12 protein-coding genes are annotated in these 13977 nt (G+C 64.8%); 3 read left to right on the top strand and 9 right to left on the bottom strand.

Annotation, left to right across the window (positions count from 1 at the left end):
* Positions 1 to 283: 283 nt before the first annotated feature.
* Positions 284 to 631: a hypothetical protein gene (locus tag SK1NUM_RS03955; RefSeq protein ID WP_212325634.1), complete on the top strand. Its 348-nt coding sequence runs from the start codon at positions 284 to 286 to the stop codon at positions 629 to 631.
* A 420-nt stretch (positions 632 to 1051) separates the two neighbouring features.
* On the opposite strand, the gene SK1NUM_RS03950 is transcribed toward SK1NUM_RS03955, so the two are convergent.
* The 5 genes from SK1NUM_RS03950 to rpmB form a co-directional block, all read right to left on the bottom strand.
* Positions 1052 to 3382, bottom strand: coding sequence for a DUF5979 domain-containing protein (locus SK1NUM_RS03950; RefSeq protein WP_212325632.1), 2331 nt, complete (start codon positions 3380 to 3382; stop codon positions 1052 to 1054).
* 275 nt (positions 3383 to 3657) lie between these two features.
* The gene (locus SK1NUM_RS03945) at positions 3658 to 6171 is read right to left on the bottom strand and encodes an Ig-like domain-containing protein (protein ID WP_212325630.1); all 2514 of its coding nucleotides are present in this window, start codon (positions 6169 to 6171) and stop codon (positions 3658 to 3660) included.
* Between the two features lie 198 nt (positions 6172 to 6369).
* Positions 6370 to 6675: a 30S ribosomal protein S14 gene (rpsN, locus tag SK1NUM_RS03940; RefSeq protein ID WP_212325628.1), complete on the bottom strand. Its 306-nt coding sequence runs from the start codon at positions 6673 to 6675 to the stop codon at positions 6370 to 6372.
* A complete protein-coding gene (gene rpmG, locus SK1NUM_RS03935) occupies positions 6675 to 6842 on the bottom strand; it encodes a 50S ribosomal protein L33 (RefSeq protein ID WP_212325626.1) in 168 nt (55 codons plus the stop codon). Before rpmG ends, rpsN begins: the two co-directional genes overlap by 1 nt.
* Positions 6843 to 6844: 2 nt before the next feature.
* A complete protein-coding gene (rpmB, locus tag SK1NUM_RS03930) occupies positions 6845 to 7081 on the bottom strand; it encodes a 50S ribosomal protein L28 (protein WP_212325624.1) in 237 nt (78 codons plus the stop codon).
* Between the two features lie 78 nt (positions 7082 to 7159).
* Between rpmB and SK1NUM_RS03925 the strand changes: the two genes are divergently transcribed.
* On the top strand, positions 7160 to 7405 hold the full coding sequence (locus tag SK1NUM_RS03925) for a type B 50S ribosomal protein L31 (RefSeq protein ID WP_212327476.1): 246 nt from the start codon (positions 7160 to 7162) through the stop codon (positions 7403 to 7405).
* Positions 7402 to 7941 (top strand): GTP-binding protein, encoded by a 540-nt coding sequence (locus SK1NUM_RS03920; protein WP_212325622.1) that lies wholly within the window; start codon positions 7402 to 7404, stop codon positions 7939 to 7941. The genes SK1NUM_RS03925 and SK1NUM_RS03920 overlap by 4 nt, the downstream gene beginning before the upstream one ends.
* A 73-nt stretch (positions 7942 to 8014) precedes the next feature.
* Here SK1NUM_RS03920 and SK1NUM_RS03915 read toward each other — a convergent pair whose 3' ends face one another.
* From SK1NUM_RS03915 to nuoL, 4 genes are read right to left on the bottom strand one after another with little or no spacing between them, the layout of a single operon-like run.
* Positions 8015 to 8965: a polyprenyl synthetase family protein gene (locus tag SK1NUM_RS03915; protein WP_212325620.1), complete on the bottom strand. Its 951-nt coding sequence runs from the start codon at positions 8963 to 8965 to the stop codon at positions 8015 to 8017.
* Positions 8966 to 8979: 14 nt separating this feature from the next.
* Entirely contained in the window at positions 8980 to 10551 is a 1572-nt protein-coding gene (nuoN, locus tag SK1NUM_RS03910; RefSeq protein ID WP_212325618.1) for an NADH-quinone oxidoreductase subunit NuoN, read from the bottom strand.
* Entirely contained in the window at positions 10551 to 12062 is a 1512-nt protein-coding gene (locus SK1NUM_RS03905; protein WP_212325616.1) for an NADH-quinone oxidoreductase subunit M, read from the bottom strand. The genes nuoN and SK1NUM_RS03905 overlap by 1 nt, the downstream gene beginning before the upstream one ends.
* Positions 12063 to 12078: 16 nt before the next feature.
* Positions 12079 to 13977, bottom strand: coding sequence for an NADH-quinone oxidoreductase subunit L (gene nuoL / locus SK1NUM_RS03900; RefSeq protein WP_212327474.1), 1899 nt, complete (start codon positions 13975 to 13977; stop codon positions 12079 to 12081).

Genomic DNA, 13977 nt, shown 5'->3' with positions numbered 1-13977 from the left:
GCGACGGCCGCCTATCCTCAGGATAATCCTGCATTGTGACGACCCCAGCCGGCTGATAACCGGCACAAGCCTGGAGATCAGACGATTCGCCGGTAGACCCGGAATCGTAGGATCCAGGGAGGCGAAGACCGGAAACCTCTTTACACGCCTGCATAAAAGGTATATCGGGACATACTAGGCGGCTGGGAAGGAATTCCATGGATAGAGCGTCTCTCCCCTTTCCCTCACGCCCGCCAGGCAATTCATTCATAGCCAGCGGGGAGATCGCAGCCTCGGTTGAAGTATGTCCCTGGGTACCCTCTCCATCATTGCGGTCCTCGATGTCGAAACCATCACGATGGGGCCGGATATCCGCCATTTCCCCCAAGACAACCCGATACCCGGGGTTAGCGATTTCCCCCTGAAAAACCAGACAGGTTTCAAGAACATCTGGTTCCCAGTGGGGCAGCAGATTCACATATTCCTGGACTGGGTGATCGGGAGCATTGTCCGCGATGGCTGCCACCTGACCGCCAAGAACCTGAATCGCACCCTGAAAGCCAATCAAAAACGCCATCAGGCACGCACTCACACCAGCCACGACGCACTTCCCCCAAACTTCAACTCATCCTCACCCCCTGTCAGAGGGTGAACTTTGAACACCGTGAAACCTAACAGAAGTTATCTCTCTAGGCATAACCGACACCCCTTGCGGTTGGACTTTCGGCTAGCAAAATCAGAATAGTCAGCCTGAAAGTCGCCCTGAGCGGTATGGGAAATGCGCATTAACTCTGTTCATAACCACTCAGGCTTCAGGGATTTTCTGCTGTCCTGTGAAAAACAGCCATTGCCAGCCAGGGACGCTTACTAGCCTCAGTCACCGTTGACCGGTTCGCCGAGGATGGCGTGCCACCTGCTGGAGTGCCCGCGCCACAAAACGATCAGATGCTGGGTGCCGGGCAGACCCCGCCCGGCTGTCCCCATACCTCACAAGACCTCACGACGGGGACAAAATAACTGGGCCCCGGCTCATTCGAGTCGGGGCCCAGCTTCCTACGAGCGCTTCAGCCGCTCAGGAGCCGGTCCTGGGCAGACTCGGCCTGACCGGCACCGGGCTGGCCGCCGGCGTCACGGTGACGCTGGGAGCCGGCGTCGGGGAGACGTTGGAAGCCGGCGTCGGCGTGATGGTGGCTGTTGGCTCAGGCGAGGGCGCCGGAGTCTTGCACGCCGGCTGGTCCCGGACAGCCGAGAAGGTGGCGTGGCTCTCGTCCACCCGGGTCCACCCCTCAGGCAACGGCCCACCGATCTGATAGCCGGTCTTGGCAGTGGCCGTGGCGGTCACGGTCACCTTGCCGTCTGCGACCTTGATCTCCGGGCCGGTGAACTCAAGCCCATCCACCGCGGCGATCATCGCGGTGGGCGCGGTCGGGGTCGAAGAGTCAGCGGGACAGGTGCCGGCGTCGATGGTGGGAACCACCGGGACGGCGCACTGGGGCTGCGTGATGGTTGTGGAGTAGGTCACGACCCCGTCGACGACCGTCCAGCCGGAAGGCAGGTTCGCGGTGTCAAACCGGTGCCCGGCCTTGGGGGTCGCGGTCACCGTGACGGTTACCTGGCTGCCATTCGTCACGAACGTGGGCTCGCTGTAGTCGATCTCATCGGTGTCCGTGACGCCAGTGACCACTGGCTGCGCCGGGGTGGTGGAGTCCACCGGGCAGACGCCTGGGGTCACATCCGGAACCGCCGGCGCCACGACCTGGGTGCAGGACGGCTGGGTGATGGTGGTCGTGTAGGTGAAGGTGCCGTCGCCATTCGGGGCCCACCCGGCTGGCACATTCTGGTCATCGATCTCCTTGCCGGTCTCGGGGGTGGCGACCACGGTCACAGTCACCTGGTCCCCATTCTTGACGATTTTCGGCTGGGAGTAGGAGATGCCATCGGTCGGCCCGGCCACAACCGTCGGCTCTGATGGTTCACTAGCGCCCGGGGCGCAGACGCCGGGGGTCACCTGGACGGCGCCAAGTTTCGGATTGACCCTGTTGGTCAGCGTGATGTCGAGGGTCTTGGTGCCCTCCACCGTGACCTGGGCGCTGTTGGCGTCCGGCACGCCATCAGTGACTCCGGTCCCGGAGAATGTGGGATCACCGAAGTCCACCCCCGTGACGGCCGGCACCTGCTCAGTCAGGGTGACCACGGTGCCATTCGGGATGTTGTACAGAGACGCCAGAGAGCCGTCGGCCTTCACCTCAAGGGTTCCGGTCTTGGCCTGCCCGCCGAGCTGATAGCTGTAGGCAACCGGGAATGTGGCCTCCTGCGAAACGGCATTGCCGGCGTTGTTCTCGATGCTCTTGCGCAGGTTCAGGTGCCCGACGGTGTCCCCGGAGCCAGTGCCACCGCCGGAGGCATCACGGACGGCCACGCCCTCATAGGAATTGCCGTTGATGGTCACGTTGTTCGGGTACTTGGCACCCACGAGGATCTGTTCGCCGACCGCAAGCCGGAACTCCAGGATGTAAAGATCATCCGCCGAAAAAGCCGATGTCTTGTTGTAGACAAGATGGATCCTGCTGGAATCCTCGATCTGAGCGGTGACGTCTGGATAGCTGCCACCATCGTTGCTGTAGAGCATGGTCTGGCATTCAGCGCGGTCGGGCTCGTTCCAGCAGAGCGGATTGTTGTTGGGAATCCGGTAGAAGTCGAGAGTTCCGGGTTTGACGGTCAGGCTGGATCCGGGAACCGTGAAAGGATCATCGATTGTCAAGGTGTTCCCACTCAGCTCCTGACCAGGAATACGGATCTTCCACACCAGGGTGTCGTAGGGGTCACCGCTGAAATACCCGATCTTCGCGATGTCCCGCGGTATCTGCGGAGAGTATCCGATATCGGTCTGGCCATTCGGCAGGCCGACCACGATGGAGGCGTTTCCATTGATGGTCAGCGTGACGTTGTTTCCGGTGTAGGTGGAGGCCACCTGGGTGTTCACGAAGAAGGTGCCGCCAACGTTGTTCTTGCCGACGACATTGGCGTTGAGAGTGCAGACGACCTCTGACGCCGAGACCACACAGGTACCGTAGCTCAAGGGGTCCTGGCCGGAGCCCTGAAGCTCAAAGCTGCCATTGACCCCTTTGAAAGCGGCCGGCAGGCCGATCCGGAAGGTGTCGCCCTCCTTGCCGCTCTGGTCCGGGATCCTCCACTCACCGCTGATCTGGACATCATTCCAGACATAGGTGGGACCGGACGCGGATGTCTTGTCCGTCAGCTTCACGCTTCCCTGGACAATCGGGTTGATCTCATCAGCGTGGGCTGTTCCAGCGCTTTGCAGCGCTCCGCCCAGGATGACCAGGACGGCGAGGAACAGCGCGCTGAACCGCTGCCTCCTCGTCGCATTCAGTTGTCGTCTCACGACGTATCCCCCCATTTTTTCTTGTTCACTGATTCTTTGTTCAGCAGGCAATGCGCCAATGCAACGAAGACGCATGCGGGATTAGATTAGCCGATAATAGACGTGCATTTCTTCCCGGGCCTGGTCACCAGCCGGAGGGCATCAGGAAGAAACAGCACGGGATCCGGCCCGATAAATCCCGTCATGGCTCCACAGCTGACAAAGGAGCTGATGAAAGGACGCTGGGTCCTGACCCCTGGAGGGATCAGGACCCAGCTGGCAGTCACGCACCAGGCTCAGGAGCCGGTCTTGGGCAGAGCCGGCCTCAGCGGCGTCACCGGAGTCGGCGCGGCCGGGGTCGGGGTGGCCGTAGGCGTGGGCGTGGGCGACGGAGCTGGCGTCGCGCAGTCCGGAAGATCGGACTCGCTGGTGTAGGTGGCAGTGCCGTCGTCGTTCAACTTCCACCCCTCGGGCAGATCCGCCTTCTTGACGGCGTAGCCCTGCTCAGGGGTCGCAGTGACGGTGACGGTGACCTTCTTGCCCGACACCTCGATCTTGGGCTCACCGTAGGTCAGGTGCGGGGTCGTGGGCAGCTCCACCGTGGGCTGGGCGGGCTTGTCAGTTCCCGGGACGCACACGCCCGGCTCGACCTTCGGGGAGACCGGCGGCACCTCGGTTGCCTGGCAGACCGGCTGGTCCTTGGTGACGGTGTAGGTCGCGGTGGTCGCATCGACCCGGGTCCAGCCCTCGGGCATCGTCCCGCCGAATTGGTGCCCAGCCTCGGCAGTGGCGGTGGTGGTGACGGTCACTTTGCCGTCGACCACCTTGACCTCCGGCTTGCTGTAGCTGATGCCTGGCGTTTCAGCGACCGTGGCGGTGGGCTCGGACGGGGTTAGGGAGCCTGGGGTGCAGGAGCCGAGGTCGATGGTGGGCGCCACCGGCAGCTCACACTTCGGCTGGGTGACGGTCTTGGTGAAGGTGGCCACCCCGTCCACAACGCTCCAGCCCTCAGGAAGCTTCGCGGTGTCGAACTGGTAGCCGGCCTTCGGCTTGGCCGTCACGGTGACACTCACCTGGTCGCCGCTGGCGGCGATGACCGGCTCGCTGTAGTCGATCTCGTCGGTGTCCGCGATACCGGTCACCGTGGGCTGGGTGGGCGTGGTGGCATCGGCCGGGCACACCCCGGGGTTGACCTCCGGGATCACGGGACTGACGGTCTTGACGCACTGCGGCTGGGTGACCGTCTTGGTGAACGTGTAGGTCCCATCGCCGTTTGCCTTCCAGCCCTCGGGCAGGTGCTGGTCGTCGATCTCCTTGCCGGAGGCGGGGGTGGCGGTGACCTCGACGGTCACCTGGTCTCCGGAGGTGGTGATCTTCGGCTCGGAGTAGGTGATGCCCTCGGTGCTGCCGACATTGACCGTCGGCTTGGCAGGCTCACTGGAGCCAGGCGTGCAGACGCCAGGAGTGACCTCGACGGTGGCCAGCCTGGGGTTGGCCTGGTTGGTGAGGTTCACCTCGACGGTCTTCAGACCGGCCACGGTGACCTGTGCGCTGTTCGCATCCGGGACTCCGTCCTTGACTCCCTCACCCGAGAATGCCGGGTCGCCGTAGTCGATGTCGCCGCCGGAGGGAACCTGTTCGGTTAGGGTCACAACCGCGCCATTCGGCACGTTGTTCAGGGTCTCCGGGGTGCCGTCAGCCCTGAGCGCCAGCTCTCCGCTGCGGGTCTGGCCCTTGTACTCATAGGACCACTTCACCGGGTAGGTGGTGTCGCCGGAGACCTGAGCGCCGGAGACAGCCTTCTTGATGTTGATGTGCCCGACGGCATCACCCGAGCCGGTGCCGCCACCCGAGACGCTCTTGACCGCCTTGGCGGTGCGCTGCTCGGCGTCCACGGTGGCCTTGTTGGTGTACTGGGCGCCCGCGGGAATCGGGCCGTCCGTCCTCAGCTCCAGCGCGAACATGTACAGCCGATCGGCCTGGAAGTTCTGACCCTTGTTGTCGATGGTCGCCGTGGCGACATCCTTGGTGTCGTCAACGGTGACGTCGAGCGACGGAGTACTTGAAGAGTCGATCTTGTGATAGCAGTCGGACGAGTGACTCTCGTTCCAGCACTTCGGGGTGTTGGGGATCCAGAACACCTTCGGATACTCCTTGACCACGGTCAGGTTGCTACCCGCCACCCCGTAGGTGTCGGTGATGACCATGCGGGAGCGGTCCGCAACCTTGGCGCCGGGAACCACGATGTTCCAGCGGATCACGTTCTTGTCAGGGCCGGTGAACCAACCAGACTTCTTGATGTCGCTCGGCACATGAGGGCTGTAGCCGATGTTCTTCTGCCCGTTGGGGAGCGGCACCTGGAGCGGTCCACTGCTGAGGGGGAAGGTGATCTTGTCGACCTCGATCAGGGTGTTCACCTGCGAACTGACCCACAGCGAACCGCCGACGTTGTTCTTGTTCTCGACATTCGCGTTGAAGGTGCAGATGACCTGTGTGTACTCCACAGCGCAGGTGCCGTACGTCAGTGAGTCGCCCTCACCACCCTTGAGCTCGAAGCTCCCGACGGAACCCCCGAGCTCCTTGGGCAGCGGAAGTTTGAAGGTGTCCCCCGCTTTCCCGCTCTGGTCGGGAATTCTCCAGTTGGCGTCGATCCGGACGCCGCTCCACAGGTAAAGGGCCGCCTCCCCCTCATTGAGTTTCGAGAGCCGGATGCTCGACCTGTCGATGGCGTCCACCTCGGCCGCCCGCGCCGCCGGACTCGCAATGACCAGGCCGGCAAGGCCGATCAGAAAGGCGAGCAGGAGTGCCATCGACCTCCGCTCGCTGCGAGGCCTCATCCTCTTCAACACGTAATTTCCTCTCAATCACACGTATGCCGTCTGCAGCCTTACGAACCACCTTGTCGTCCGTAAGGCTGACGAACGTTAACATAAAGAGACGAGAGACATCACCTTTCGGTCAATCGAAGATAATCACCCCTTCAACTTTCAGCCAGCGGCCTTCAGCAGTCACCAGCTCGACTTGACAATCCCCGGAAGCTCACCGCGATGTGCCATGGAGCGGAAACGCACCCTGGAGATACCCGCCACGCGCAGGAAACCACGAGGGCGGCCATCGACGGCATCGCGGTTTCGTAGCCGCACCAGCGATCCATCACGCTTGAGTGAGGAAAGCCTTCTCACAGCGACAAACCGCTCGTCGGGGCTGGCATCCGGATCTGCGATCACCGCCTTCAGTGCCGCACGTTTCGCAGCCTGCTGGACAACGACCCGAGTGCGTCGCTGGTTCTGCACTATCTTCGAGCGCTTCGCCATCAGCGGGCCTCTTTGAATTCCACATGACTCCGGATGACCGGGTCGTATTTCCGCAGGCTAATCCGGTCGGGATCATTCCGGCGGTTCTTCCGGGTCACATAGGTGTATCCGGTTCCCGCGGTGGAGCGAAGCCGCACCAGCGGACGCAGGTCATTCTTCTTTGCCATCCTCAGAACTTCCTTCCCTTGGCAATGAGGTCAGCGACCACCGCGTCGATTCCGCGGGCATCGATCACCTTGATTCCCCTGGCCGAGACCCTCAGCTTCACGTTGCGCCCAAGCGACGGGACCCAGTAGCGCTTCGTCTGCACGTTGACGTCGAAGCGGCGGGAGGTCTTCTTCTTGGACCAGGGGACGTTGCGCCCGAAGCCGGGGACCGCCCCGGTCACCTGACAGTGTCGCGACATTGTTCTCCTTGAGTTGCATGACGAATGAACGATAATGATAATGGTTCGCATTCTATCCGCAAGCTGGAGAGGTCCATGATGAAGCCAGGCATCCACCCCGACTACCACCCCGTCGTCTTCCGCGACATCTCAACCCAGGCCACCTACCTGATCCGCTCCACCGTGACCTCCCGGCAGACCATCGAGTGGAGCGACGGCAACACCTACCCCCTGGTCGACGTGGAGATCAGCGCGGACAGCCACCCCTTCTACACGGGAAAGGCCCGCCGTATCAGCGTCACCGGGCGCGTCGAGAAGTTCCAACAGCGCTACGGAATCCGGTGAGCACCCGCATCGCCCTGGTCGCCGCGTGGGATGAGGTCGCCCGAGCTGCCGCCACCAGCGCGCTCCTGGTTGATCTGCCCGATGCCCTCGTCATCCAGCACGACCTGTCGCCGGGCGGAGACCTGAGCCGCCGCTGCTGGGATGCCGGCGGTCTGATCGACCAATCATGGATACGCCTGGAACACGGGTGCATCTCCTGCGCAACCCGCGAGGATCTCGTCCCCACGCTGACCAGCGTCCTTCGTGAACGGGCCTGGACCCATGTCGTGGTCTCGCTGCCCCTGACAGCCGCTCCGGAGGCCATCACATGGCCCCTCTGGGAGGCGATCAAGCACCACGAGCTCGACGCCCGGCTAGCGGCGGTGCTCACCATCGCCGACGAGACGAGACTGGTCGAGGACGTCTTCGGCGACGACCTCCTCGCCGACCGCGGCCGGGTGGAACGGGCCTTCCGCGACATCCTTCTGACCGACCACGAGGCCGCGGATCTGAGCCACTGGGATTGCGACGACGGCCTGGACCGCTGGCTGGGGTGAGCGCCTGCCGTCTAGGGGAGGCGCCAATTACCGGGGCCGGGGCCGCTGATGCCACAGCTCGTCGCCGCGCCGGTCAGGCTGAGCGCTCCACCAGATCGTCACAGACCTGGAGCAGCAGCTGCTTCGCCTCGCCGTCGGGCAGCGGGCCCAGGTGCTGCCTGGCGAGACTGGCATGGTGGCGCACTTGGGCCCGCGACCGCTCGATGACCGGGTGGGAACGCAGCGCAGTCAGCGCCTCCACAAGGGCAGCGTCGTCGCTCAGATCGCCGGCCAGGAGATCCTTGAGGGGTTGGTCAGCAGGGTCCTGGGAGTCGGCCAGCAGCAGCGTCGGCAGGGTCGGCACTCCCTCGCGCAGGTCGGTGCCGGGGGTCTTGCCCGTGACGTCGCTGGTGATGTCGATGATGTCGTCGCTCAGCTGGAACACCAGCCCGACCTCCTCGCCGTAGGCGGCCAGGGCGTCCTGGATCTCCTGGGAGGCGCCCGCCACCATCGCCCCGAACAGCGCCGAGGCGGCGATCAGCGACCCGGTCTTGTCGGCTATCACCTGCAGGTAGTGCTGCAGCGGCGGCTCCCCCTGCGCAGGCCCGAGGGTCTCCGCGATCTGCCCCTGCACGAGCCGGGTGAAGGTCTGTGCCTGGAGGCGCACGAAGTCGGTGCCGAGATCGGCCACCAGGATCGACGCCTTCGCGAACAGGTAGTCGCCGGTCAGGATGGCGATGGAGTTGCCCCACCGGGAGTTCGCGGACGGCGCGGACCGCCGCAGCTCGGCCTCATCCATGACGTCGTCGTGGTAGAGGCTCGCCACGTGGGTCAGCTCCATCACGAGAGCGGCCCGCAACAGGTCCTCCTCGGTTGCCCCGCCGCCGAACTCCGACGCCAGGTAGACCAGCTGGGGCCGGAAACGTTTGCCTCCAGCAGCTATGAGATGACCGGCAACCTCGGTGACGAACGGGGAATCAGCCACGGCGACCCGCCGCAGCTGCTCCTCGAAACGGACCGAGAGGGCTTCGATGTCGAGCGCCAAGGTGACTCCAGAGATCAGCGGATGAACTGTGCGGCACCAGCCGCCAGATCAAGAATGCTACCCGGAACCAACCCAAGGACGACCGTCGCCACAGCGGCCACCGCGACAACAGCCCAGGTCCAGCCCGAGGCCTCGGCCACCGTGCCCCGCTCGCCACGCTCAGCGCCCTTGAACCACATGGCCACCACGACCCTCAGGTAGAAGAAGGCCGCAACGAGGCTGGCGATCACCGCGACCAGCACCAGCCAGCCATAGCCGCCCCGCCAGGCCGCAGCGAAGACCACCAGTTTGCCGACGAACCCCGCCGTCAGCGGGATGCCGGCGAAACTGAGCAGGAACAGCGTCATGATCCCGGCGATGAGCGGGTTGGTCCTGCCCAACCCCTGCCAGGCGGCGATCCCGTTGGCCTCTCCCCCGGCACGCCGCACCATCGTGATGATGCCGAACCCGCCCAGGGTCGCGAACCCGTAGGCCAGCAGATAGAAAGCAATGGACCCCACCGAGGAGACACCGCCCTGGCTGGTCGCACCGACGGCCGCGACGAGACCGGTCAGGATGAATCCGGCATGCGCGATGGACGAGTAGGCCAGTAGGCGTTTGATGTCCTGCTGCACCAGGCCCACCACCGCGCCGACCACCATCGTCGCCACCGCGACAGCTGCGATGACCGGCTGCCAATCCCAGCGCGCCCCGCCGAGGGCGACGTAGAACACCCGCAGCAGCGCGGCGACGGCCGCCGTCTTGGTGGCGATCGCCATGAAACCGGTGACAGGAGTCGGCGCGCCGGTGTAGACATCGGGAGTCCAGGCGTGGAACGGCACGGCGCCGACCTTGAACAGCAAGCCAACGGCAACCATCACCAGTCCCGCCAGCAGCAGCACCCGCGGCGCCTGGTCCTCGACGATGGCCTGCGCCACCCCGGCGTAGCTGAAGGACGCCGCGTACCCGTACAGCAGGGCCACGCCGAACAGGAAGAACGCGGAGCTGAAAGCCCCGAGCAGGAAGTACTTCAGCGCCGCCTCCTGGCTCAGCCAGCGCCGCCGCCGCGCCATCCCGCAAAGCAGGTAGAGCGGCAGCGAGAAGATCTCCAGGGCGACGAACAACGTCAGCAGGTCGTTCGCGGCCGCGAACAGCAGCATCCCGAACAGGGAGAACAACAGAAGCGGGAAGATCTCGGTGTGCTCGTGTTCCTGACGCTCCGCCTCCCGCTCCAGCGGCGACCCGGGGACGGTGGCTGCAGAGGCGGCGAAGGCTGAGACCCCACCCGCGACGGTCCGTTCGGCGAACAGCGCCACCGCGCCCAGTCCGGCCAGCAGCAGCAGCGACCAGAAGAAATACGCGGGACCATCCAGGGCGATACTGCCGGGAGCGATGATCTTGAACTGCCCGCCTGCCCAGTTGTAGAGGGTCAGTCCCAGCGCCGTCACAGTCACCAGCGCCGCCAGCCCCGACTGCGTGTGATAGCGGTACCCGCGGGGGATCACGGCCTCGAAGAGCACCCCCAGGGTGGCGCCGACCAGCAACGTGATCAGCGGGGCCTCAAGCAGCCACTCCATGTCCGGGACTTTGATCTCAAGCAGGCTCATCAGTTCTCCTGGATCGTGGGGGCGGGATCGGTCGCGCCGACGGTCTGCATCACGTTCCGGGCCGCCTCATCCGCCACCTGCAGCAGCGGCTTCGGGAAGAACCCGAAGAGGATCAGCAGCACCAGCAGCGGCACCACGGCAAGGCGTTCCCGCAGGCTAAGGTCTGAGCTGACGTGCCTGCTCACGTCGTCACGGACCGGACCGGTCATCGTCCGCTTGTAGACGGTGAGCACATAGGAGGCGGCCAGCACCATCCCGATGGTGAGCACCGCGGTGTGCACCGGGTAGCGCTGCCAGGACCCCGCCATCACCAGGAACTCGGAGACGAAACTGGACATGCCGGGCAGCGCCAGCGCCGACAGGCCCGACATCAGCAGGAACCCAGCCAGCACCGGGGCGGTCTTCTGCACTCCCCCATAGGCCTCGATGGCCGCGGTGCCGCGGCGTCTCACGAGGAAACCGACGACCAAGAACAGCGCGGCGGTGGAGAAGCCGTGGTTGAGCATGTAGAAGACCGAGCCGGCGAGTGACTGCGTGGTGAGCGCGAAGATGCCGAACACCATGAACCCGAAGTGGCTGACGGATGTGTAGGACACGAAGCGCAGCAGGTCGGGGCTGGCCAGCGCCATCAGGGCACCGTAAATCATCGAGACGATCGCCCACACCAGGATCAGGGGCGTGGCCCACTGGGAAGCCTCCGGAAAGATCACCAGGCAGATCTTGATCATCCCGAAGGTGCCGATCTTGTCGAGGATGCCGACGAGCATCGTCGACGACCCGGAGGTGGCCTGCTCCGCGGTGTCAGGCAGCCAGGTGTGCAGCCCCGCCATCGGCGCCTTCACGGCGAAGGCGAAGAAGAACGCGGCGAACAACCAGCGTCCGAGGTCGCTCCCCAGATCGAGGGCTGCCAGGTCGCGGATCAGCAGGCTCGGTTCGCCGGCCGCTGTGGAGACGGCGTACAGGCCGGCGACACCGACCAGCATCACCAGGCCACCGGCCAGCGAGAACAGCAGGAACTTCACCGCGGCCGCAGCCCGCTCCGGTCCTCCGAACCCCGAAATCATGAAGTACATCGGGATCAGCGTGGCCTCGAACAGCACGTAGAACAGCAGCAGGTCACTGGACATGAACACCAGGAGGGAGAGCCCCTCCAGGGCAAGCGCCAGGGCGAAGAAGGTGCGCGTCGGCCACCGGGAGCCCTCAGCCTCACCGACCCGCCACTCGGCGATCAGCACGAGCGGCGTCAGGATCACGGTGAGCAGCACCATGATGGCGCTCATCGGCTCCAGCTCGAGAGCGTAGAAGGCCCCGATCATCCTGATCCACGGCACCTCCTCCACCAACGGCATCCCACGCCCCAGGACGAAGACGAAGACGCCGGCGGCGGTGGTGGCGAGGGCAAAACCCAGCCCGGTGACGCGGGCGGCCGCACCGCGCATGCAGGCCAAGACCAGACTGCCGGCCAGCGGTAGCAACGCGAGGATGCTCAGCAGGGGAATCGAGTTGATCACGTGCGTTCTTCCTTCCTCAGACCAGCTGCCCGAGAACCACGACTGCACCCAGGATCACCACGCCGATCACCAGGGTCAGGGCGTAGGTGCGGGAGTAGCCGTTCTGCGCCCGCCGCAGCAGGCCCGCCAGGCCCACCGCCCCGTGACCGGAGCCCCGGACGATCCCGTCCACCACGCCCTGGTCCGCGAGGCTGAGCACCGTGGCGACCCCCTTGACCGGGCCCACCACCGCGTAGGTGTTCACTGCGTCCCCGTACAGGTCGTTGCGGCCGGCGAGCACCAGCGGGTTGCGGGTCCTGGGAGGCTGAGCCGGGATCGCGCCGCTGTGCAGCCACCAGCCGAGGGCGACGCCGGCGGCCACGACGACGAGGGTGATCAGACCGATCCAGGTGAATGCCAGCAGACTGGTCTCATGAGGATGCGACCCGGTGGCCGGGGCCAGCCAGTCCTGGATCCAGTTGTTCATCAGCAGGCCCGCGGCCAGGGACGCGACGGCGAGGATCACCAGCGGCACGGTCATCACGGCCGGGGACTCATGCGGATGGACGTTCTCCTGCCAGCGCCTGCGGCCGAAGAAGGTCATCATCATCAGCCGCGTCATGTAGTACGCGGTGATCCCGGCGCCGAGGATCGCCAGCACCCCGAGGATGATGTTGTGTTCGAAGGCCGCCTCGATGATGTGGTCCTTCGAGTAGAAACCGGCCGTGAACGGAAACCCGATGATGGCCAGATAACCCATGGCGAAGGTCAGGAAAGTCCACCGCATGGCTCTCGCCAGGGCGCCGAAGTGCCGCATGTTCACGTCGTCATTCATGCCGTGCATCACGGACCCGGCGCCGAGGAACATGTTCGCCTTGAAGAAGCCGTGGGTGATCAGGTGGAAGATCGCGAAGGCGGCCCCAGCGGGTCCAAGACCGGCAGCCAGCATCATGTACCCGATCTGCGACATCGTGGAGCCCGCGAGGACCTTCTTGATGTCGTCCTTGGCGGTGCCGATCCAGGCGCCCGCCAGCAGCGTCACGACGCCCACGATCGCGACGGCGAGGGTTGCGGCCTCGCTGACCTGGTAGATCGGATGGCTGCGGACCACCAGGTAGACACCCGCCGTGACCATCGTGGCCGCGTGGATCAGGGCCGACACCGGCGTGGGACCCTCCATGGCGTCCAGCAGCCACGACTGCAACGGCACCTGCGCCGACTTGCCGCAGGCCCCCACCAGCAGCAGGCAGCCCAGCAGTGTGGCCGTGCCGGCGTCCAGCCGCGGAGCCCCCAGGCTCACGGCCGAGAAGGCGGTGCTGCCGAACAGCGACAGCATCGTGAAGATGGCCATTGCCATCCCCAGATCGCCGACCCGGTTGACGACGAACGCCTTGCGCCCGGCGGCGGCCGCGGAGGACTTGTGCTGCCAGAAGGAGATCAGCAGGTAGGAGGCCAGGCCGACACCCTCCCAGCCGAGGAACAGCACCAGGTAGCTGTCGGCCAGCACCAGCGTGAGCATCGCCGCGATGAACAGGTTCAGGTACGCGAAGAACCTGCGGCGCCGCTCGTCGTGAGCCATATAGCCGATCGAGTAGATGTGGATCAGCGACCCGACACCCGTGATCAGCAACACGAACAGGATCGAGAGCTGGTCGATCAGCAGCCCGAAGCCAAGATTCCACGAGCCGGCGCTGATCCAGTCATAGAGATATAGATTGACGGCACGCTGCCCCTCGTCGGCGCTCAACATCGAGCTGAACAGCAGCACCCCGATGATGAATGGGGCCAGGCAGCAGGCGGTGGCCAGCCAGTGCCCCCAGGCATCGCAGTGGCGTCCCAGGACCAGCAGCAGGGCCGCGCCAGCCAGGGGGATGGCGATCAGAAGCCAGGCGAAGCTGAACAGCCCCGTGGCGGGTATCGTCGCGACGGTTTCCAA

The sequence above is a fragment of the Arachnia rubra genome, from assembly GCF_019973735.1.
Lineage (GTDB): Bacteria > Actinomycetota > Actinomycetes > Propionibacteriales > Propionibacteriaceae > Arachnia > Arachnia rubra.
The sequence above is the reverse complement of the archived record's forward strand: the minus strand, read 5'-3'. Positions and strand labels throughout refer to the sequence as shown.